The sequence below is a fragment of the Mesorhizobium sp. B3-1-7 genome (assembly GCF_006439385.1).
In the GTDB taxonomy this organism is placed as follows: Bacteria; Pseudomonadota; Alphaproteobacteria; order Rhizobiales; family Rhizobiaceae; genus Mesorhizobium.
This window is the reverse complement of record NZ_VFTL01000044.1, coordinates 1-18,543: the sequence shown is the minus strand read 5'-3', so window position 1 is coordinate 18,543 and position 18,543 is coordinate 1. Positions and strand designations below refer to the sequence as shown.

The 18,543-nt window shown below is 64.4% G+C and carries 24 protein-coding genes; 13 read left to right on the top strand and 11 right to left on the bottom strand.

From position 1 onward, the window contains the following. The first annotated feature begins 240 nt into the window (after window positions 1–240). Entirely contained in the window at window positions 241–900 is a 660-nt protein-coding gene (locus FJ417_RS28525) for a TetR/AcrR family transcriptional regulator (protein WP_140785745.1), read from the top strand. A 49-nt stretch (window positions 901–949) separates the two neighbouring features. On the opposite strand, the gene FJ417_RS28520 is transcribed toward FJ417_RS28525, so the two are convergent. Then, a complete protein-coding gene (locus FJ417_RS28520) occupies window positions 950–1,537 on the bottom strand; it encodes a hypothetical protein (protein WP_140785744.1) in 588 nt (195 codons plus the stop codon). Window positions 1,538–1,691: 154 nt separating this feature from the next. Here FJ417_RS28520 and FJ417_RS28515 point away from each other — a divergent pair, with 154 nt between their 5' ends. Next, window positions 1,692–2,822: a metallophosphoesterase gene (locus tag FJ417_RS28515; protein ID WP_140785743.1), complete on the top strand. Its 1,131-nt coding sequence runs from the start codon at window positions 1,692–1,694 to the stop codon at window positions 2,820–2,822. 57 nt (window positions 2,823–2,879) lie between these two features. On the opposite strand, the gene FJ417_RS28510 is transcribed toward FJ417_RS28515, so the two are convergent. Continuing rightward, complete coding sequence (locus tag FJ417_RS28510) at window positions 2,880–3,059, bottom strand: CsbD family protein (RefSeq protein ID WP_140785742.1); 180 nt, start codon at window positions 3,057–3,059, stop codon at window positions 2,880–2,882. Between the two features lie 161 nt (window positions 3,060–3,220). Between FJ417_RS28510 and FJ417_RS28505 the strand changes: the two genes are divergently transcribed. Next, window positions 3,221–3,880 (top strand): glutathione S-transferase family protein, encoded by a 660-nt coding sequence (locus tag FJ417_RS28505; protein WP_181183324.1) that lies wholly within the window; start codon window positions 3,221–3,223, stop codon window positions 3,878–3,880. A gap of 104 nt (window positions 3,881–3,984) precedes the next feature. Next, on the top strand, window positions 3,985–4,740 hold the full coding sequence (locus FJ417_RS28500) for an SDR family NAD(P)-dependent oxidoreductase (protein ID WP_140641038.1): 756 nt from the start codon (window positions 3,985–3,987) through the stop codon (window positions 4,738–4,740). Between the two features lie 52 nt (window positions 4,741–4,792). On the opposite strand, the gene FJ417_RS28495 is transcribed toward FJ417_RS28500, so the two are convergent. Continuing rightward, the gene (locus FJ417_RS28495) at window positions 4,793–5,017 is read right to left on the bottom strand and encodes a hypothetical protein (protein ID WP_140785740.1); all 225 of its coding nucleotides are present in this window, start codon (window positions 5,015–5,017) and stop codon (window positions 4,793–4,795) included. Window positions 5,018–5,110: 93 nt separating this feature from the next. Here FJ417_RS28495 and FJ417_RS28490 point away from each other — a divergent pair, with 93 nt between their 5' ends. From FJ417_RS28490 to FJ417_RS28480, 4 genes are all read left to right on the top strand, one after another. Next, window positions 5,111–5,518 carry a hypothetical protein gene (locus FJ417_RS28490; RefSeq protein WP_095768506.1) on the top strand — a complete coding sequence of 136 codons (408 nt, stop codon included), beginning with the start codon at window positions 5,111–5,113 and terminating at the stop codon, window positions 5,516–5,518. Window position 5,519: 1 nt separating this feature from the next. Then, window positions 5,520–5,678 carry a hypothetical protein gene (locus FJ417_RS33275; protein WP_181183323.1) on the top strand — a complete coding sequence of 53 codons (159 nt, stop codon included), beginning with the start codon at window positions 5,520–5,522 and terminating at the stop codon, window positions 5,676–5,678. 62 nt (window positions 5,679–5,740) lie between these two features. Continuing rightward, a complete protein-coding gene (locus tag FJ417_RS28485) occupies window positions 5,741–6,097 on the top strand; it encodes a YkgJ family cysteine cluster protein (RefSeq protein ID WP_181183326.1) in 357 nt (118 codons plus the stop codon). A gap of 266 nt (window positions 6,098–6,363) precedes the next feature. Next, window positions 6,364–6,975 (top strand): LysE family translocator, encoded by a 612-nt coding sequence (locus FJ417_RS28480; protein WP_140711052.1) that lies wholly within the window; start codon window positions 6,364–6,366, stop codon window positions 6,973–6,975. Between the two features lie 7 nt (window positions 6,976–6,982). On the opposite strand, the gene FJ417_RS28475 is transcribed toward FJ417_RS28480, so the two are convergent. After that, window positions 6,983–7,996, bottom strand: a complete 1,014-nt coding sequence (locus tag FJ417_RS28475; RefSeq protein WP_181175606.1) for an AraC family transcriptional regulator — start codon at window positions 7,994–7,996, stop codon at window positions 6,983–6,985. Window positions 7,997–8,190: 194 nt separating this feature from the next. Between FJ417_RS28475 and FJ417_RS28470 the strand changes: the two genes are divergently transcribed. Together FJ417_RS28470 and FJ417_RS28465 are read left to right on the top strand one after the other, a co-directional pair. Beyond that, entirely contained in the window at window positions 8,191–8,616 is a 426-nt protein-coding gene (locus FJ417_RS28470) for a GFA family protein (RefSeq protein WP_140641046.1), read from the top strand. 56 nt (window positions 8,617–8,672) lie between these two features. Continuing rightward, complete coding sequence (locus FJ417_RS28465; protein ID WP_140641048.1) at window positions 8,673–9,188, top strand: OsmC family protein; 516 nt, start codon at window positions 8,673–8,675, stop codon at window positions 9,186–9,188. Between the two features lie 79 nt (window positions 9,189–9,267). Here FJ417_RS28465 and FJ417_RS28460 read toward each other — a convergent pair whose 3' ends face one another. The 3 genes from FJ417_RS28460 to FJ417_RS28450 are packed head-to-tail and all read right to left on the bottom strand — an operon-like array spanning window position 9,268 to window position 11,157. Continuing rightward, the gene (locus FJ417_RS28460; protein WP_140785739.1) at window positions 9,268–9,654 is read right to left on the bottom strand and encodes a nuclear transport factor 2 family protein; all 387 of its coding nucleotides are present in this window, start codon (window positions 9,652–9,654) and stop codon (window positions 9,268–9,270) included. A gap of 20 nt (window positions 9,655–9,674) precedes the next feature. Further along, window positions 9,675–10,109 (bottom strand): OsmC family protein, encoded by a 435-nt coding sequence (locus FJ417_RS28455; RefSeq protein ID WP_140785738.1) that lies wholly within the window; start codon window positions 10,107–10,109, stop codon window positions 9,675–9,677. 37 nt (window positions 10,110–10,146) lie between these two features. Then, window positions 10,147–11,157 carry an NAD(P)-dependent alcohol dehydrogenase gene (locus tag FJ417_RS28450; protein WP_140785737.1) on the bottom strand — a complete coding sequence of 337 codons (1,011 nt, stop codon included), beginning with the start codon at window positions 11,155–11,157 and terminating at the stop codon, window positions 10,147–10,149. Window positions 11,158–11,268: 111 nt separating this feature from the next. Here FJ417_RS28450 and FJ417_RS28445 point away from each other — a divergent pair, with 111 nt between their 5' ends. Next, window positions 11,269–11,883 carry a TetR/AcrR family transcriptional regulator gene (locus FJ417_RS28445; RefSeq protein WP_140656922.1) on the top strand — a complete coding sequence of 205 codons (615 nt, stop codon included), beginning with the start codon at window positions 11,269–11,271 and terminating at the stop codon, window positions 11,881–11,883. Window positions 11,884–12,584: 701 nt separating this feature from the next. On the opposite strand, the gene groL is transcribed toward FJ417_RS28445, so the two are convergent. The 3 genes from groL to FJ417_RS28430 form a co-directional block, all read right to left on the bottom strand. After that, on the bottom strand, window positions 12,585–14,237 hold the full coding sequence (groL, locus tag FJ417_RS28440) for a chaperonin GroEL (RefSeq protein WP_140641057.1): 1,653 nt from the start codon (window positions 14,235–14,237) through the stop codon (window positions 12,585–12,587). A gap of 63 nt (window positions 14,238–14,300) precedes the next feature. Continuing rightward, the gene (gene groES, locus FJ417_RS28435; RefSeq protein ID WP_006203049.1) at window positions 14,301–14,597 is read right to left on the bottom strand and encodes a co-chaperone GroES; all 297 of its coding nucleotides are present in this window, start codon (window positions 14,595–14,597) and stop codon (window positions 14,301–14,303) included. 226 nt (window positions 14,598–14,823) lie between these two features. Further along, window positions 14,824–15,624 (bottom strand): class I SAM-dependent methyltransferase, encoded by an 801-nt coding sequence (locus FJ417_RS28430; protein ID WP_140785736.1) that lies wholly within the window; start codon window positions 15,622–15,624, stop codon window positions 14,824–14,826. Between the two features lie 76 nt (window positions 15,625–15,700). On the opposite strand from FJ417_RS28430, the gene FJ417_RS28425 reads away from it, so the two are divergent. Beyond that, window positions 15,701–16,552: a hypothetical protein gene (locus FJ417_RS28425; RefSeq protein WP_140785735.1), complete on the top strand. Its 852-nt coding sequence runs from the start codon at window positions 15,701–15,703 to the stop codon at window positions 16,550–16,552. Here FJ417_RS28425 and FJ417_RS28420 read toward each other — a convergent pair. Next, entirely contained in the window at window positions 16,549–17,310 is a 762-nt protein-coding gene (locus FJ417_RS28420; RefSeq protein ID WP_140785734.1) for an SDR family oxidoreductase, read from the bottom strand. The genes FJ417_RS28425 and FJ417_RS28420 overlap by 4 nt on opposite strands. Before the next feature lie 106 nt (window positions 17,311–17,416). On the opposite strand from FJ417_RS28420, the gene FJ417_RS28415 reads away from it, so the two are divergent. Beyond that, on the top strand, window positions 17,417–18,316 hold the full coding sequence (locus tag FJ417_RS28415; protein WP_140785733.1) for a LysR family transcriptional regulator: 900 nt from the start codon (window positions 17,417–17,419) through the stop codon (window positions 18,314–18,316). The last annotated feature ends 227 nt before the right edge of the window (window positions 18,317–18,543 follow it).

Sequence of the window (18,543 nt, the reverse complement as noted above, 5' to 3'; positions counted from 1 at the left end):
AGAATCCCAAAACAGGGTGATCATCCTGTTTTATAAAACAGACCGGTTGTCCTGTTTTGTCAATCTGGTATCGTGGTTTTTCCTTTCTCTCGTTGCGGGAGAAGGTGGATCGGCGCGCAGCGCCGAGACGGATGAGGGATGTTCCAGCGGAGTGAGACGCTGGCTTTCCCCGGGGCACCCCTTATCCGCCCTCACTTCGTTCAGGTACCATCTCCAACAAGCGGAGATGGGGAGATCGCCATGGCGATACGCAAGAAACGCACAAACGACCCGGAAGGCATGCGCCGGCGCGTCCTCGACGTGGCGGAGGACTCCTTCCAGGCGCGCGGCTATCACGCCTCGAGCCTCGGCGATCTGATGGCCGCGGCCGGCGTCACCGGCGGCGCGCTGCATCACCATTTCCCGACCAAGAAGGCGCTGGCGCTGGCGGTGATCGAGGAACGGGTGGCGGCGGCGGTCCAGGAGACCTGGATCGATCCGGTGCTGGCGGCATCCTCGGCCCGCGAAGGCGTGCGGGCCGTGTTCGAGGCGGTGGCTGCGGAGCTGCAGCAACAGGGCTATGTGCGCGGCTGCCCGCTCAACAACCTGGCGCACGAGCTGTCGCTGGCCGACGATGAATTCCGCCTGGCGCTCGCCAAGATCTTCGCCGGCTGGCGAAGGGCGATCGCCGATAAGATCCGGGCCGACCAGCTGGACAGCGGGCAGGGCAGGACCGATCCCGATCGCTTCGCCGCGCTTGCGGTGGCTGCTTATTCCGGCGCCATGTCGATGGCCAAGACGTCACAGGATGCAGGGGTGCTGCGGGAGTGTCTGAGGGCGCTGGAAGGTTTCGAGCCATCGCAGAGCGGGTTGACGGCAAAGCGGCGGCGTCGCGTGTTGCCGCGGCGGATGATCGGTTGATGCCGGCGGGGCACAGGCGTGAAGGATCGCGTCGTTTGACAATTACACCTCACTCCCTCAACGGCTTGATCGTCTCGAATCCCACCTCGCTCTGCGCGCTCGTCCCCTCATCGTACCGCCGTGCCAGCACCGCCTGCAGGTCGGGCGAGTAGAGCGCCGTGAACGTGTCGATCACGTTGCCCGTATCGCCGGTGATCGTTTCGCCGACCACGAGCACGTTGTATTTGCAGTCGCCCAGCTTGTAGGTGTCCTTGCCCTTGACGGCCAAAGCCAGTGTCTCGGTGCCCTTCGGCGCCTTTTTTGAAGACAGTCGCACGAATTCGGTCTTGCTCTTGGCGCCCGCTTTCAGCGGGAACAGCTTCTTGAGGTCGCCGAGCGGGATCATCGACAGCCGTCCGGTGTCACTGTCGCGGAACACTTCGATCAGCCCGGCATAGAGATACTGCGTCTGCGGCGAGTCCGATTCATACTTGTTGGCGACCGCGACCATGCCGCCGGACGCCGGCCGGAATTCGCTGCGGATGCCGGCCTTTTCGAGCGCGAAGCCGGCTTTGGCGGTTTTTGCGTCGACGCAGTCCGCGGCCTGCGCGGCGCCGGCGAGCATGGCGAATGCCATGCCGGTTATCAGGGTTTTCATGCCTTCCTCCGCTGGATGCATGTGCCAAAGCAATGACAGACCCCCGCCGCGCTGTCGACCCAAGAGCTTTTCATGTCTTGGCATGGAAAGTCTCCAGGCGCTGGCCGGGCATTGAACTGGACGAGGCGGTTCAAGGGTGTTTAATCGGGTGACGATGAATCGCTCTTCGCCAACAACCGTTTCGCGCCGCATCTTCATGGCTCGGTTGGGCGGCCTCGCTGCCGCCGGCGTCTTTCCGCGCGTGGCCTTCGGCCAGACGGGCCGGCGCATCCAGCCGATCGACGCCACCTTCCTCTTCATCGCCGATATCCATGCCTGCCGCATGGCGAGCGGGCTCAGCCCCAACTGCCTGCAGGAAGGCAAGACCGATGCAGCGCTTCTGCGCAACGTCGCGGCCCTGAACGCCATTGCCGACAAGGAGTGGCCGGCCGAGATCAACGGCGTTTCCACCGGGCTGCATTCGGCCGGCACCCGGATCGGCACGCCGCTCGGCCTCGTCACCGGCGGCGACATCACCGACGATGGCGGCGGCCAGGTCACCGAACCCAGCGAAGGCACGCAGCTTCTGCAGTTCTCCCAGCGCTATCAGGAAGGTGTCGGGCCGGACCGCGTTCACATCCCGGTCTATGTCGGGCTGGGCAACCACGATCTCGACCAGAACGGTTCGCCGCCGCATGTCGACTGGTATCGCCGCGAACTGCGCGACTATGTCGAGGTCAACCATCGCCCCGGCGTGTTCTTCAAGCCGCCGGTGCCGGCGACCGAATATGACGTCGACACCGACTGCTATTCCTGGGACTGGGGCGGCCTGCATCTTATCCAGACGCACCGCTTCGCCGGCGACACCGGCCATGGCGCGCCGAGCAGCCTGCCTTGGCTGAAGCAGGACATCGCCACCTATGCCGGCGACGGCCGTCCAGTGATCCTGTTCCAGCACTATGGCTGGGACACTTTCTCGATCGAGCGCTGGGATCCGGTGAAACGCACCTACGATGACGACGGCTCCGGCCGCCCGCACTGGTGGGGCGAGGCGGACCGCCAGGCGCTGCTGGCCGCGATCAAGGGCTATAATGTCATCGCGGTCTTCCACGGCCACCAGCACGAAGTGCCGATGATCTACCAGCGCGATGGGCTCGATATCGTCAAGCCGAAGGCGGCCTATATGGGCGGCTTCGCGCTGGCGCGCGTGACGGCCGACAAGCTGGACGTGGTGCTGGGCGAAGCGGCCGGCGACCACGGCGAGATCGTCTTCACGAACGCCTTGGCCAAGCAATTCCAGACATGAAAAGGCCGCCTCGCGGCGACCTCCATAGTCCTGTCGTCAAGGCAAACTGCTGAGCGGTCAGAACGCCCTTTTGACCTTGTCCTTCACGTCGCCATAGGCCTTCTGCACCTTGCCGGCGAGCTTGTCGGCAGCGCCTTCGACCTGGGTCCCCCGGTTGCCGGTGGCCTTGCCGGCCGCCTGCATGACCGAACCCTTCATTTGCTTGGCAAGACCGGCGACCTGATCCCTGTTCACCATGCGCGCATCTCCTGGGTGGAGCCTGGATGCGAGAACCGCATCTCGCGTCCAAACGGACGCGGAGTTTTTTGGTTCCGCAAACCGGCGGCGCGACAATGACTTTCGGCTCGAAGGTGAAGCGGTTAGGTTTGCGCCGCAACCAGCATCAAGAGAGGTCAATCTTGGCGGAATTCATCCTCTATATCGGCAACAAGTGCTTTTCCTCCTGGTCGCTCAGGCCATGGGTGGCGATGAAGCACCTGGAGATCCCTTTCGAGGAGGGCTTCGTGCGGCTGCGCACGCCGCAGACGGCAGCCAACCTCGCCAAGGTGTCGCCGACCGGCCTGGTGCCGGTTTTGAATCATAAGGGCAGGATCGTCTGGGAAACGCTTGCCATCCTTGAATATCTGGCCGACCTCTACCCTGGGAAGAAGCTCTGGCCGGAAGACCTCGGCGCCCGTCAACTGGCACGCTCGGTGGCGACCGAGATGCATTCCGGCTTCCGCGAGGTGCGCTACGGCTGGCCGATGAATCTGCGCCGGCCGAAATCCCATAAGTCGCTCGATGCCGAGGGCGAGGCGCAGCGGGCGAGGATCGAAGCGATCTGGCGTCGGTGCCGCGAGCAATATGGTGACGGCGGCCCCTTCCTGTTTGGTCATTTCACCGCGGCCGATGCGATGTATGCGCCGGTGGTGACGCGCTTCGACACCTATGGCGGTGAGCTGGCGCCCGTCACCCGCGCCTATGTCGATGCGGTATTGGCGACGCCCGCGATGCGTCACTGGTATGCGGAAGCCGCCAGGGAGCCCTGGCCGGAGCCCGGGCCGCACGAACAGGATTGAGCGCGGCCGGGTCCGCAAATTGCGTCGACTGCGCTGATGGGGGACTTCAAGCCCTGGCGGCACGGCCTATGTGAAGAAGCGGGCCGGGCTCCTGGAGATTTCTCATGACCACCGCAAATTCAATACTCACGGGCAAGGTCGCTCTTGTCACCGGCGCTTCGTCCGGCATCGGCGAGGCCACCGCTGTGGCCCTTGCCGCGGCCGGCGCGAAAGTCGCGGTCGCCGCCCGTCGTGCCGATCGCCTCGAGGCACTGGTTGCGCGCATCGAACAGGCGGACGGCAAGGCGCGCGCCATCGAAGCCGACATCGCCAAGGCCGGCGACATCACCGCGATGGTCGACAAGGTCATATCCGAGTGGGGACGGCTCGACATCCTCGTCAACAATGCCGGCGTCATGCTGCTTGCCCCCGCGGCCGAAGCCGATCTCGACGACTGGCGCCAGATGATCGAGCTCAACCTGATCGGGCTGATGGCGACGACCAAGGCGGCGCTGCCGCACTTGAAGGCTTCGAAGGGCCATATCGTCAACGTCTCCTCGGTGGCCGGCCGTGTCGCCAACCCGGGCGCGGCCGGTTACGCGGCGACCAAATTCGGCGTGGTGGCTTTTTCGGAATCGCTGCGCCGGGAGGTCTATGCCGACAAAGTGCGCGTCACCGTCATCGAGCCGGGCCTTGTGCGTACCGAACTCGGCGATCACATCACCAACGCGCAATCCAAGGCCGGCCTCGAACACCGTCTCGCCACGATGGAAGCGCTGACCGCCGAGGATATTGCGAACGCCATTTTCTATGCCGTCAGCCAGCCGCCAAGGGTCAACGTCAACGAGATACTTATCCGTCCGACCGATCAGGAGCGCTGAGCAATAGAAAACGCCTCTCGCGCGTGTTACGGCGCGGGAGGCGCTTTTGCCGTCAACCGTTCTCGATTGCTCGTGAATTGCCGACGGCTTGAGTAGAAACGGCTTGCCATGACATTGGTTCCGCAGCCGACGAATTTTTTTGTCCTTTTTGCGGATAGTCCCAAACGCCCGCCACGATGTGATAGGAATGCTGCAAGGCCAGGGATGCGGACGTCCGCAATTTAATCTGACGCCATGTTGCTTTGTGCGTGGTCATGGCCGAAAGACGCTCTGCCATTTCGGCATCAGCCTCCGGGCAGGAGAAGATTTTGACCGCTATCTTGAATGAATCATGTGGGCAGGCCTTGCCGAAACCGGCAGCCACACGCTGATGGCCGCCAAACGCGTGCCATCAACGCCGATCGCCGCCGATGCGACCATCGCCGACATGGTCGACACCCTTGACAAGCCGATCGAATATGTTCGCCGAGTGCTGGAAAGGCTCGAACGCTGCAAGCGCGCGCATGGCGATGCCCAGGTGCGCGTTGGCGTGCGCGGCCGCGCCGAAGCCCCGAACTATCTGATCGAGTATGTGCGGGAAGACGCCAAGACCCGTCAGCGCACCAGCTATCAGGATGCCGCCTACAGCGGCAGCACGCATCGTGAGCTGGCGCCGCACCACATCGAGGACGCCAGGAACTGGTCGCCCGAGGAAATGAACATCACGGCGGTCTCGGCGCTGATCGGCCGCTTGCGCAACCCGAACGCGCCATCATCGCGCTTTTCTGACGAGGACTGACATGGCCATAAAATTCTCCGCCAAGGACCAGCCGGCAGCTCCGCCCGCCACTGCCAAGCCAGCCAAGCCGGCGGTGAAGCCGGACGCGTCCGCAGAGGTTGCGACCGATCTGTTCAAGTCGTCGGCCGAAGCGCCGGCGCGCAAGACCAGAAAGAAGTAGCGCCCTTGCCGCAGGACGCCGGTCGCACAGCCAGGCCGCTCGGGCTGCCCGGTCAGTCCTTTGTGTCTGTCGACGAGGATGCCGGTACGGTCGACGTATTCGATTGCCAGAGCTGCGGCGCCTGCTGCTCTTATTCGGCCGACTGGCCGCGTTTTTCGACCGAGGATGACGAACAGCTCGACCGCATTCCGGCCGAGCTGGTAGCCGCGGACCAATCCGGCATGCGCAGCGAGGGCGGCCGATGTTCAGCGCTCACCGGCGAGGTGGGCAAGCACACGGCCTGCGGCATCTATGATCTCCGCCCCGATGTCTGCCGCGCCTGCATGCCGGGCGGTGACGACTGCCTGATGGCGAGGGCAGCGCATGGGCTCGAACTGCCTATCTCCCCGCTTGTGGGAGTTGAGGACTGGTCCGCCTAGCGGACGCGAAGCCAACTGCTTGGCTTTGCGAAGGACGAAAACCCGGCAGGGCAGAGGGGGGCGCTGTCCCGTCGGCGTCTCAGCCGAACTTCGATCGGACATCCGAATAGATTTCAAAGAAAAGGGACTGAGAGGCCGCGTTCCTTCGCGCCCCCTCTGGCCCGCCGGCCATCTCCCCCACATGGGAGGAGATCAAGCTCTCCGCCGCTTGCCGACACCCATTCCTCCCGGTACCTTCCCGTCGGGCAGGGCTGCGGAGGAAATCCATGAGCATCGAATTCCTGTTGACGTCGCTGATCATCGTGGCTTCGCCTGGCACCGGCGTCCTCTACACGCTGAGCGCCGGCCTCTCGCGCGGCGCGCGGGCTTCAATTATCGCCGCCTTCGCCTGCACGCTGGGCATCATCCCGCATATGGCGGCCGCGATCACCGGCCTCGCAGCGGTGCTGCACACAAGCGCCATCGCCTTCGAGACGCTGAAATATCTCGGCGTCGCCTATCTGCTCTACATGGCCTGGAACACGTTGAAGGAAAAAGGCGGCCTCAGCATCGACGAGGATGCCGCGCCGCGCTCGACCGCCAGGACCATCACCTCCGGCGTCCTGGTCAACATCCTCAACCCGAAACTGTCGATCTTCTTCTTCGCCTTCCTGCCGCAATTCGTCAGCACCACCGAGCCGCATGCGCTGCCCAAGATGCTCGAGCTCTCCGGGGTCTTCATGCTGATGACCTTCGTCGTCTTCGCCATCTACGGCGTGTTCGCGGCGTCGGTGCGCAGCCACATCGTGTCGCGGCCGAAAGTGCTGACCTGGATGCGCCGCAGTTTTGCCGCCGCCTTCGTCATGCTCGGCGCCAAGCTGGCGCTGGCCGATCGCTAACGGACGGTCAGCCCTCGGTTTCGGAAGCCTCGTCGCTTCCGGAACCGGCCGCAGCCCGAACCCCGAGCCGCCAGGCAGAAGGCGGGACGCCGATCATCTTCTTGAAGGCGCGGCTGAACGCCGCTTCGGATTCATAGCCGATGTCCGCAGCGATGCTGGCGACGTTGCTGTTGCCGGCGCTGAGCAGTTCCGAGGCGATCTGCATGCGCCATTTGGCGAGATAGTGCATCGGCGGCATGCCGACGATTCTGGTGAAGCGCTCCGCAAGCACGGTGCGCGACAATGCCGACTCCTTCGCCAGCGCCTCCACCGTCCAATTGTGCGCCGGCCGGTCGTGGATCAGCGCCAGCGCCTTGCCCAGATGCGGATCGCGCAGGCCCGCCAGCCAACCGGTCTGTTGCGGCGGCAGCGATTCCACATAGCGGCGCAGCACGTCGACGAACATCAGCTCGCTGAGCTTGGTGAGCACTGTTTCGCTGCCGGCCCGCTTGTCAGCCACCTCCGAGACCGCCTGCCTGATGAACTGGCCGAGCCACCCGCCATCGCCCCTGGCGTCGCCGGCCTTGATGGCCGGCGGCAGCGCTTCGAGCAGCGGATTGAAGGGCAGGGCATCACAGGCGAGATAGCCGCAGATCAGCCTGACCGAGCGCGACCCGCCGCCGGCGCAGTTGATGTAGAAAGGCATTCGGCCCGCAGTCGCTATGTCGAGCACGTCGGCCGTCGGCGGGTCGGCGCGCAAGTCGGGATGACTCGACATGATGTGCGGGTCGCTTCTGGTGAAGACCACGACTTCGCCGGCTTCCATCGGGATCGGCTCGTCGCCGATGATCCGCGCGAAGCAGTGGCCGGCCGTTACCACATGATAGGAAATCAGATGATCCGCGCCGGGAAGTACCTTGGGCAATATCGACGACGGCGCGGGCGAATGGACGGCCCACGGGTCGTGGCCTTCGATGTCGAAAAACGTCGCGCCGGTGAGGCGCACCGTTTTCAAAAGGTCAGAAAGAGCATCCCCGGCCATTCCACCCATTTCCCGCAAGCCGCGCGGCAATCCGGCGCGACATCCCTTTCCAGTTCCGGACGAGCTGTCAAGTAAGGCGGACGCCCCGTCATTCCGTTCAATGGCGGAAGCTTTAAACCCCGACAGCGCTGTGCGGTGCCGGCTCAACCGGCGCTGAGCACGGTCGAACCAAACCTGGATAAGGATCGAAAGTCATGACGGTACATAAGGGCGGGTGTTTTTGCGGCGCCGTGGAAATCGAAGTCCACGGAACCGCCGAGGCAATGGGCTACTGCCACTGCGGTTCCTGCCGGTCGTGGTCGGCGTCTCCGGTGAATGCCTTCACGCTGTGGAAGCCACGGAACGTCAAGGTCACCAAGGGCGCGGAGCTTCTATCCGGCTTCAAGAAGTCCGAGATGAGCGACCGCCAGTTCTGCACAAAATGCGGCGGTCATCTGATGACGGATCATCCGCCGCTCGGATTGGTCGACGTCTATGCCGCCACCATACCGACGGTGGAATTCAAGCCGGGGGTCCATGTCAACTACGCAGAGACGGTCCTGCCGATGAAGGACGGACTGCCGAAGTTGAAGGATTTTCCCGCCGAGCTCGGCGGCTCCGGCATCGCAGTCCCGGAATAGGTCCGGACGATGGCCGACGATTTCAGACAACCGCAATTCACGACAGGAGGACAGCAATGGATATCGCGACGTTTCGCGCCACGCAGGAGCCGATCAAGGATCTTTATCGCAAGGACGCGCGGGCAGCACTTCTTACCTTGAAGGCCAGGGGCAATGCCGACGACTCGAAGGTGACCTGCAAGGTCGAGACCGGACGCGGTCTTGCCTTGGCGGGCATCCATCCGAAGGCCGGCGGCAGCGGGCGGGAGCTTTGCTCCGGCGACATGCTGCTGGAGGCGCTGATCGCCTGCGCCGGCGTCTCGATGCGGGCGGCCGCGGCCGTGCTGGAGATTCCGATCAAGTCGGCGGAGATTTCCGCCGAGGGCGACGTCGATCTTCGCGGCACGCTCGGCGTCACCGAAGGTGTGCCGGTCGGCTTCAAGGAAATCCGCCTGCGCTTCGACATCGAGTCGGATGTCGAGCAAGGCCGGCTGACCCAGCTCATGGAACTCACCGATCGCTACTGCGTGGTCTTCCAGACCATCCAGCGCAGTCCCAAGACCTTCGTGAAACTCAATCGGGTCGTCTCGTAGGCCGCGGCTTGCCCGGGATCCAGATCCTGGCGGGACGGATTCCGGACTGGGCCTGAACGCGGCTCTTCCGCGCCAGGCCCTATCCTTTCACATAGCCCATCGCCTCGACGATTTGCCCATCCGCGACACGCATCAGGTTGACGCCGCGCAGCGAACTGCCGTCGGACATCCAGAAGCGCCAGCGGATCGTGGCGCGGTCGCCGGCGACGAACGTCTCTTCGACATCGAAGCGGGTGCCGGGTCCGGTGGCGATCGCCGACCACAATTCGACGCAGGCGGCCTTGCCGATGCGGCGGGCGCCGTCCGGCGCCGGCGTGGTGTTCTCGATCACGCAATCCTGCGCCACCAGTTCGTCCAGTGCCGACGGATCGTGACGCTGGAAGACGTCGTTGTAGCGCCGCATGATTTCCGCCGTCTCGGCGGAGCGCTTGGCCGCGGCGATGTCGATGATCAATTCCTGGGTCATTGGATTTTCCTCCTTCCGTTTCAGTGGTCTGCAAGGTTCGCCTTGAGCGTGATCGAGGCGACGCCGGCCAGTGCCCGCGAGACGAGGCAGGCTGCCTTGGCCTTTTGCGCCAGCCGCTCGAAGTCCTCGGCCGAGATGCCGGCGATGCTCGCCTCGGTCTCGAGCTCGATGCGGGTAATCGTCGGCCCGGCCGTGGTCGCGCCGAGATGCACCTTGGCAATGGTGTGGATGCTCTTGGCCGTGTGGCCTTCGCCGCCGAGCACGGCGGTAAGCGCCATCGAGAAGCAGCCGGCATGCGCGGCCGCTATCAGCTCTTCCGGATTGGTGCCCGGGCCGTTCTCGAAGCGCGACGGGAAGGAATAGGCGCCTTCGAACACGCCGCTGCCCAGCCGCAGCCGGCCGGATCCTTCCTTGAGCGTGCCCTGCCACTGGGCCGAGGCTTCACGGATTGTCATGGCTGGTCTCCTCTCTGTTTGTGGGAAAGTGTGGTGGTCACGCGCCGTCGATGACGACCTTGCCGAAGACGTCGCCCCGCTGGAAATGACGGCAGGCCTCGCGCGCCTCGGCGAAGGGGAAGACCTTGTCGAGGACGGGTTTCAGCCGGTGCGTGGCGACAGCGGCAAGCATCGCCTCCAGCCCGTTGCGGCTGCCGACGAACAGCCGGCCGATGGTGACGAGGCTGCGCTGGTAGACGGCGCCCGGGATCTCGACCGATTTGCCGTTGTGGTCCTGCACGGTGAGCAGCACGATGCGCCCGTAAAGCGCGCTGGCGATCAGCGATTGCGTAAAAGTCGCCGGGCCGCCGGTCTCGACGACGAGATCGATCCCGCCGGTCGCCTCGCGCAATTTCACGCCCCATTCCGGCGTTCCGGCTACCGCGATGACGACGTCGGCGCCGAGCGTCCGCAGCCTTTCGGCTTTCTCGGCGCGCGAGGTGACGGCGGCCACGCGGCAACCCATGAGCTTGGCGAACTGCAGCGCAAACAGCGCGACGCCACCTGAGCCAATGGTGAGAACCCATTGTCCGGGCTTTGGAATCTCGGCGCCCGTCAGCGCGCTCCAGGCGGTCAGCCCGGCGCAGGTGAAGGTCGCCGCCTCTTGCCAGGAGAGGTGGTCGGGCAGCCGCACGGCCCATTGCTCGTCGAGCAGCGCGTATTCGCAGAGCATGCCGTCCAGCGTGCAGCCGAGCTGATCGACGATGCCCGGATGCATGCGGCCGTCGATCCAGCGCGCGAAATAGCTGCCGGTGACGCGGTCGCCGATGGCAAAGCGGGTCGCACCGTCGCCGACCGCGACGACTTCGCCGGCGCCGTCGCTCAGCGGCACGATGCCGGCGCGGGGTGCCAGAGGATAGGTGCCGTTGAGGATCATCGTGTCGCGGCGATTGAGCGAGGTGGCGCGCACCCGCACGACGATCTGACGCGGACCTGGCTGCGGCATCGCCTCCTCGCGCAACGCCAGTTTGTCGATGCTGCCTTGCCCCTCGAGCCGATAGGTTTGCATTGTTGTCTCAAATATGTAGACCGATCTACATATTATGTAGACCGATTGTCATATTATGGGCAAGCCCTATAATGCAAGCTCCTGACAGAGGTTGACAGTCGAGAGGTCGACGTGGCGACGGACACACGCACCCGCATGATCGAGGCGACCGGGCTGCTCATTCGGCAGCGCGGCTATCACGGCACGTCGCTCAACGACATTTTGAGCGCCAGCGGCGCGCCTCGCGGGTCGCTCTATTTCCATTTCCCGGGCGGCAAGGACCAACTGGTCATCGAAGTGACGCGCGCCAGTGTCGCCGATGTGACCGAGCGACTTGGCGCCGCGCTGTTGGAGGAAAGCGACCCAGCCGTTGCCGTGCACCACATCTACCAGTCGGTGGCCCGCATGCTGGAAGAGAACGAATTCTCGCTCGGCTGCCCGGTCGCGCCGTTGGTGCTCGATGCTCCGAACGATGTGCCGGACCTGGCTGAAATCTGCCGGTCGGCCTTCGAGCAGTGGATCGGACTGCTGCGCCAGGCTTTCGTCAGGGCAGGGGTGCCGGAGCGGCGCGCGCAGGCGCTGGCCCTGCTGGTCGAATCTTCGCTGGAGGGCCTTATGGTGATCGCGCGCGCCACCCGCGACCGCACGCCGGTCTTGACTGTCGCCGACGAAGTGGCCGCGCTGGTCGAGCAAGCGGTGCTTGCTGGCAAGGTAGCCCGGGAGGCGGACGCTACCGCCTTAGGATAAAGGGCTTTGCCGGCTCCGGAAATATCGGCTTAACTCCCCAGGTCTTGCCGCAACGGGGCGGCCGGCGAAGCGGTTTCGGGCGCGGGCGTTGGGGCGCAGACAGTCGGATCAGGCGGTTCGCGGACCGCAATTTGCCAGGAATCTCGACTGAAACCGCGCATTTCAAGTACAACGCCTCCGCCGAGGTGGCGCTTTCCGGCTCGGGGGAGGTGCCTGCCGGCGGCGTTGACTGGACGCCGCTGCTTTCGCGCCGGCCGCTGCAACCGGACACGCGCCATGTTTCTCGCGTGGCAGAAATGAGCGAGCCGGTTTCCTGCTGGCCGAGCAAGGTATTTCGGTCGACCTCGCGGAAAGGCTGGTCGCTGCGCGGCCTCTAGCGGATGGGCCGTCGCTTCCTTCGTTGGTGTCGATCTGGAAGGCGTGAAGGCCATGCTGGACGGACCGGGCAATGAAGGCTGAGGGAAAGCTCGCGGCGGCCGGCCTGAAGGCGTTGCGGCGACTTATCTTCACGGCGAAGCGATTTCGTTTCGGAATGCCGATCAAACGTTGATCGCCCCGATAATCCTCGCAAAACAAGAAAGGGCGCCTCTGGGCGCCCTTTCCGTATCAGCTTGGTAGCCTGGATTAGAAGTCCATGCCGCCACTCAAGCCCGTTTGCGGGCTTGAGCAATGTTAGTTGATGGGCGTGCTTTATGGACTTCTTAGAAGTCCATGCCGCCCATGCCACCCATGCCGCCGCCAGGCATACCGCCGGGCATGCCGCCAGCCGACTCCTTCTTCGGAGCCTCGGCGATCATGGCTTCGGTGGTGACCAGCAGGCCGGCGACCGAGGCCGCGTCCTGGAGAGCGGTGCGCACGACCTTGACCGGATCGACGATGCCCATGGCGATCATGTCGCCATATTCGCCGGTCTGGGCGTTGTAGCCGAAGGTCGCGCCCTTGTTCTCAAGGATCTTGCCGGCAACGATCGATGCTTCCGCACCGGCGTTGGACGCGATCTGACGGGCCGGAGCCTGCAGGGCGCGACGAACGATGTTGATGCCAGCGGTCTGGTCGGAGTTGGCGCCGGTTGCCTTGATGTTCAGCGAAGCGCGCAGAAGCGCGACGCCGCCGCCGGGAACGATGCCTTCTTCGACGGCCGCGCGGGTCGCGTTGAGGGCGTCATCGACGCGGTCCTTCTTTTCCTTGACTTCGATCTCGGTCGCACCGCCGACACGGATGACGGCAACGCCGCCGGCCAGCTTGGCGAGACGTTCCTGCAGCTTCTCCTTGTCGTAGTCCGAGGTGGTCTCCTCGATCTGCTGCTTGATCTGGGCAACGCGGCCCTGGATCTCGGCCTTCTTGCCGGCGCCGTCGACGATGGTGGTGTTCTCCTTGGAGATCGACACCTTCTTGGCGCGGCCGAGCATGTTGAGGCCGACATTCTCGAGCTTGATGCCGAGGTCTTCGGAAATGACCTGGCCGCCGGTGAGGATGGCGATGTCTTCCAGCATGGCCTTACGGCGGTCACCGAAGCCCGGCGCCTTGACGGCGGCGATCTTCAGGCCGCCACGCAGCTTGTTGACGACCAGCGTGGCCAGAGCCTCGCCTTCGACGTCTTCCGAGATGATGACCAGCGGCTTCGAGGTCTGCACGACAGCCTCGAGGATCGGCAGCATGGCCTGCAGGTTGGAGAGCTTCTTCTCGTGGAGAAGGATGTAGGCGTCTTCCAGGTCCGCAACCATCTTGTCGGCGTTGGTGACGAAGTAGGGCGACAGGTAGCCGCGGTCGAACTGCATGCCTTCGACGACTTCGAGCTCGGTCTCGGCGGTCTTGGCCTCCTCGACGGTGATGACGCCCTCATTGCCGACCTTTTGCATCGCTTCGGCGATCATCGAGCCGACCGAGGCATCGCCATTGCCGGCGATGGTGCCGACCTGGGCAACTTCTTCCGAGGTCTTGATCTTCTTGGCGTTCTTGATCAGCGTCGTGACGACGTCGCCAACGGCGAGGTCGATGCCGCGCTTCAGGTCCATCGGGTTCATGCCGGCGGCAACCGCCTTGTGGCCTTCCTGGACGATCGACTGCGCCAGAACCGTTGCGGTCGTGGTGCCGTCGCCGGCGATGTCGTTGGTCTTCGAAGCGACTTCGCGGACCATCTGTGCGCCCATGTTCTCGAACTTGTCCTCGAGCTCGATTTCCTTGGCGACGGTGACGCCGTCCTTGGTGATGCGCGGGGCGCCGAACGACTTGTCGATGACGACGTTGCGGCCCTTGGGGCCGAGGGTGACCTTCACCGCGTCGGCGAGGATGTTGACACCGCGCAGCATGCGCTCACGGGCATCGCGGGAGAATTTTACGTCTTTGGCAGCCATGTTTTAGCTCCTGGCAGGGGCTCGGGAAGAGCCCGAAGATGAAGATTCAGGTGAGGCCGATGATCAGCCGATGATACCCATGATGTCGGATTCCTTCATGATCAGAAGGTCTTCGCCATTGAGCTTGACTTCGGTGCCTGACCACTTGCCGAACAGGATGCGATCGCCGGCCTTGACATCCAGCGGCACGAGCTTGCCTGCTTCGTCGCGGGCGCCGGAACCGACGGCGATGATCTCGCCTTCCTGCGGCTTCTCCTTCGCCGTATCCGGGATGATGATCCCGCCGGCGGTCTTGGATTCGGATTCGACCCGGCGAACGACCACGCGGTCATGAAGCGGGCGGAACTTGGACTTTGCCATGTTTTCTTCCTCGAATGAGAACGGTGAGAACTGTTCCTCCATCCGGCGAGGCCGGATATGGGTTAGCACTCACCAAAGACGAGTGCTAACGTGGCGCTGAAATAGGCCGGCGCCTTGCCGGAGTCAAGGCGCGCGCAAGGGGGAGGCGACGCGAAATTTTTCTCACGCGGAACGCCAGCCCGAAAAGCACCGGGTGTCGCGAGGCGCCGACGAGCAATCTCGTCCGTCAGTCCCGGCGCTTCGGCGACCGCAGCACCAGCAGCGGGCAGCGTTCAGCGAGCCCGTATGTGCCGGTCGAGGCCAGCCGGACATCATCGAAGAAGGTCTGGGCTTCCTCGATGAGTGCTGCCGCGGGGGCGAAATTGTAGATGACCGACGAGTTGCGGTAGACGTCGATGGTTCCGATGACCGGCAGCTCCCATCCTGTGCGAGCCGCAAGCTCTTCGCGATCCGGAAACAGCGCTTCGAATTGTTCGAGGATGCCCCTCACCGGTATCGTGTAGTCAGGCGCGCCGCCGATTGCGGTCATCGCCACGCGCCATTTGAGCTCGTGGAAGGTTGCGACGCCGCCGCTCAGCGCCAGGGCGCGGATATCCTTCGGGTCGTCTGGAGTCCCGGGGGAAGCATAAAGCCTGATGCCGGCGCGCCCGTCTGCTTTCAGCGCACGCGCGATCGAAGCAAACAGTGTGCGCCTGAGGTTCGCGGTGCCGATGACCGAGAGGCATCCATCGCCGATCAGCGCATCGACGCTTGCGCCTGGAAACGGTAGGTCGAACCAGTCGCCTTGCACCGCCTTGCGCGTTTCTGTGTCGCCTGGCCAGATGCCGGCAATCATGTCGGCGGATTCGTCGACCGCCGTCATACTGGCGCCCAGCCCAGCGAGCTCCGGCGTCACGCCGAACATCACGACGTGCGACCGGGCAAGGTCGAGCTCGCGGTCGTAAGTCTCGACCACCTCCGCCGGCGGCCGCAGAGGTGAGCCGAGCAACTGCCAGTGCTTGCGAATTGCATTCCAATGTTGCGTCATGCAAACCCCAGCCTAGCAGCGCGTTGTATTCGATCGAATAATCGACGACGCTCGATAAGCCAAGTGGGGGGCGGGCATGGCGCGCATCGCGGTGATCACGCACGAGTTCGACCGCTTCCAGAGCCGGCGCGGACTGCTGATGCGCCGCGATAGCCCATATATGCTCTTCGACCTGCTGGAAGAGCTGAAGCGCCGCGGCCATTCGGTCCAGATATTGAGAGGCACCTCGGCGAAGCCGGCCGCCGACATCGCGGTGTTGCATCTCGACGTGACCGTGACGCCGCCCGACTATGTCGATTATGCGCGGCGCTTTCCCTTCTGCCTCAACCTTGGGACGGCCGACATTTCGAAACGCCGCATCAGCGGCGCCGTGATTGGCCAAGGCGACGACTGGCAGGGACAGGTCATCGTCAAGAGCAGCCTCAACCATTGGGGAACGCCGGAACAGCAACTGAACCAGCGCGCACGGCGCGCCGGCAGGCCGGAGCCGTTTCCCGGCGTCGAACCTTTCGACAAATACGAGATCCATGCCTCGCTCGCCGACGTTCCGGCCGAGGCCTTCGAGCGCCAGGATCTGCTCGTCGAGAAATTCATTCCCGAACCGGAGCCGGACGGTTTTGCCGCCCGCTTCTGGCTGTTCTGCGGCGAGCGCGAGCGCTGCACCCGCCATGTCTCGCCGCAGAGCCTCGTCAAGGGCGACGACACCATCCGCCGCGAGGCGGTTCCGGTTCCGGACGAACTGCGCGCGCTAAGGCGCCGGCTCGGCTTCGACTACGGAAAATTCGACTTCGTCATGCACGAGGGCAGGGCGGTGCTGCTCGACGCCAACAAGACACCCGGACGAGCCAGGAACCTGTCGAGCTTCATCGCCGCCGGCAATGCCAACCTTGCCGACGGCTTCGAGGGACTGATCCGCCAGGTCACCTAGATGTTCATGCCGCCTGACACTTCGATGCGCTGGGCGTTGACCCAGCGATTGTCGTCCGACAGCAGCGAGGCGATCATCGGCCCGATGTCGTCGGCAACGCCGGCGCGGCCGAGCGCGGTGACGCCGGCCACCATGCGGTTGATCTCGGCGTTGTCGCGCACATGGCCGCCATTGAAGTCGGTGGCGATGGCGCCTGGCGCCACGGTGTTGGCGGTGATGCCGCGCGCGCCAAGCTCCTTGGCAAGGTAGCGCGTGAACACCTCGATGCCGCCCTTCATCATCGCGTAGGCCGACGATCCGGGCGCGGCGAAACGGGCCAGCCCGCTCGAGATGTTGATGATGCGGCCGCCATCGCCGATCAGCGGCAGCAGCGCCTGGGTCAGGAAGAACACGCCCTTGAGATGGGTGTTCATCAGCGTGTCGAATTCCTCTTCCGTCGTCTCGGCGATCATCTTGCGCAGGCCGGTGCCGGCATTGTTGACGAGATAGTCGAAGCGGTCGCGCTGCCAGGTTTCGTGAAGCGTCTTCTTCAACGCCTCGACGAAAGCCGGGAAGCTGGCGACGGCGCCGGTATCCAGCTCAAGCGCGGCGGCCCGGCCGCCGGCGTCCTCGATCTCGGCGATTGCCGTCTTCGCCTCATCGGCGCGAGAGCGATAGGTGACGATGACGTCGACACCCCGGCGGGCGAGGTTGACCGCGGTATTGCGGCCGAGGCCGCGGCTGCCGCCGGTGATGAGGGCAATGGGACGAGTGGTCATGGCGAAATCTCCTTCTTCTTGGATGGAGATGCATATACTCGCCTGACCGTCCGATATAATCGGGCATGGATTGCCAACACTATTCAGTCTATGCGAACAATCGGCGATGGATCGGTTTGACAGCATGCGGCTCTTCACCCGCGTCGTGGAACGCCACAGCTTTACCGCGGCTGCCGCCGATCTCGGCCTGCCGCGCTCCAGCGCCACCGCCGCGATCAAGCAGCTTGAGGAGCGGCTCGGCGTGCAACTGCTCCGACGCACCACGCGCCACGTCACCACGACGCTCGACGGCGAGGCCTATTACCAGCGCTGCCTCGGCATTCTCGCCGACATCGAGGACGCCGAGGGCACCTTTGGCGCGCATGAAGTGCGCGGGCGGCTCAGCATCGACATCAACGGCCATTTGGCCCGCACCCTGGTCATCCCGGAATTGCCGGCGCTGCTCGCGCGCCATCCCGGGCTCAGCGTGCATATCGGCGAGGGCGATCGCTTCGTCGACCTGGTGCGCGAGGGCGTCGACTGCGTGGTGCGTGCCGGAACACTGCCCGACAGCGACATGATCGCGCGCCGCATCGGCATGGCGCGCGAAGCGACACTCGCCAGCGCCGCCTATATCGAGCATCACGGCCTGCCGAGCACGCTGGACGAGCTCGCCGGGCATATGATGATCGGCTTCGTCTCGTCGCGCACCGGCCAGGTGATGCCGCTGGAGTTCACCGTCGACGGCAAGATCCGCGAGATCGTGCTGCCATCGCGCGTCACTGTCTCCAATTCCGACACCGCCGCCACGCTGGTGCGCCAGGATTTTGGCCTCTACCAGGCGCCGCGCCGCCGCTTCGCCGCCGACATCGAGGCCGGCCGGCTGGTCGAGGTGCTGCCCGGCAACCCGCCGACGCCGACGCCGATCTCGGTGCTCTATCCGCGCAGCCGACAATTGTCGCCACGGGTGCGGGTGTTCGTGGACTGGCTGGTGGAGATCCTGGGGCCGAAGCTGGATGTGTCTTAGGAGATCTTCGCAATGCTGGCGGGACAGCGCCCCCTCTGGCCTGCCGGCCATCTCCCCCACGAGGGGGGAGATCAGCTGTCGCGCCGGCTTTCGCCACTCTCCGACGTTGAAGAAAGGGCGCCGCCGGCAAAGCTGCCAATCTCCCCACCTGTGGGGGAGATGTCCGGCAGGACAGAGGGGGGCGCGAAGGAACTCCACGGTTCCATTCTTCAGCAAGCCGAGACCTA

Excerpts from the sequence above, each read along its gene's own strand:
- FJ417_RS28525 (WP_140785745.1), top strand. The coding sequence starts at position 241 with ATGGCGATACGCAAGAAACGCACAAACGACCCGGAAGGCATGCGCCGG.
- FJ417_RS28520 (WP_140785744.1), bottom strand. The coding sequence starts at position 1,537 with ATGAAAACCCTGATAACCGGCATGGCATTCGCCATGCTCGCCGGCGCC.
- FJ417_RS28515 (WP_140785743.1), top strand. The coding sequence starts at position 1,692 with ATGAATCGCTCTTCGCCAACAACCGTTTCGCGCCGCATCTTCATGGCT.
- FJ417_RS28510 (WP_140785742.1), bottom strand. The coding sequence starts at position 3,059 with ATGGTGAACAGGGATCAGGTCGCCGGTCTTGCCAAGCAAATGAAGGGT.
- FJ417_RS28500 (WP_140641038.1), top strand. The coding sequence starts at position 3,985 with ATGACCACCGCAAATTCAATACTCACGGGCAAGGTCGCTCTTGTCACC.
- FJ417_RS28495 (WP_140785740.1), bottom strand. The coding sequence starts at position 5,017 with ATGGCAGAGCGTCTTTCGGCCATGACCACGCACAAAGCAACATGGCGT.
- FJ417_RS28490 (WP_095768506.1), top strand. The coding sequence starts at position 5,111 with ATGGCCGCCAAACGCGTGCCATCAACGCCGATCGCCGCCGATGCGACC.
- FJ417_RS33275 (WP_181183323.1), top strand. The coding sequence starts at position 5,520 with ATGGCCATAAAATTCTCCGCCAAGGACCAGCCGGCAGCTCCGCCCGCC.
- FJ417_RS28480 (WP_140711052.1), top strand. The coding sequence starts at position 6,364 with ATGAGCATCGAATTCCTGTTGACGTCGCTGATCATCGTGGCTTCGCCT.
- FJ417_RS28475 (WP_181175606.1), bottom strand. The coding sequence starts at position 7,996 with ATGGCCGGGGATGCTCTTTCTGACCTTTTGAAAACGGTGCGCCTCACC.
- FJ417_RS28470 (WP_140641046.1), top strand. The coding sequence starts at position 8,191 with ATGACGGTACATAAGGGCGGGTGTTTTTGCGGCGCCGTGGAAATCGAA.
- FJ417_RS28465 (WP_140641048.1), top strand. The coding sequence starts at position 8,673 with ATGGATATCGCGACGTTTCGCGCCACGCAGGAGCCGATCAAGGATCTT.
- FJ417_RS28460 (WP_140785739.1), bottom strand. The coding sequence starts at position 9,654 with ATGACCCAGGAATTGATCATCGACATCGCCGCGGCCAAGCGCTCCGCC.
- FJ417_RS28455 (WP_140785738.1), bottom strand. The coding sequence starts at position 10,109 with ATGACAATCCGTGAAGCCTCGGCCCAGTGGCAGGGCACGCTCAAGGAA.
- FJ417_RS28450 (WP_140785737.1), bottom strand. The coding sequence starts at position 11,157 with ATGCAAACCTATCGGCTCGAGGGGCAAGGCAGCATCGACAAACTGGCG.
- groL (WP_140641057.1), bottom strand. The coding sequence starts at position 14,237 with ATGGCTGCCAAAGACGTAAAATTCTCCCGCGATGCCCGTGAGCGCATG.
- groES (WP_006203049.1), bottom strand. The coding sequence starts at position 14,597 with ATGGCAAAGTCCAAGTTCCGCCCGCTTCATGACCGCGTGGTCGTTCGC.
- FJ417_RS28430 (WP_140785736.1), bottom strand. The coding sequence starts at position 15,624 with ATGACGCAACATTGGAATGCAATTCGCAAGCACTGGCAGTTGCTCGGC.
- FJ417_RS28425 (WP_140785735.1), top strand. The coding sequence starts at position 15,701 with ATGGCGCGCATCGCGGTGATCACGCACGAGTTCGACCGCTTCCAGAGC.
- FJ417_RS28420 (WP_140785734.1), bottom strand. The coding sequence starts at position 17,310 with ATGACCACTCGTCCCATTGCCCTCATCACCGGCGGCAGCCGCGGCCTC.
- FJ417_RS28415 (WP_140785733.1), top strand. The coding sequence starts at position 17,417 with ATGGATCGGTTTGACAGCATGCGGCTCTTCACCCGCGTCGTGGAACGC.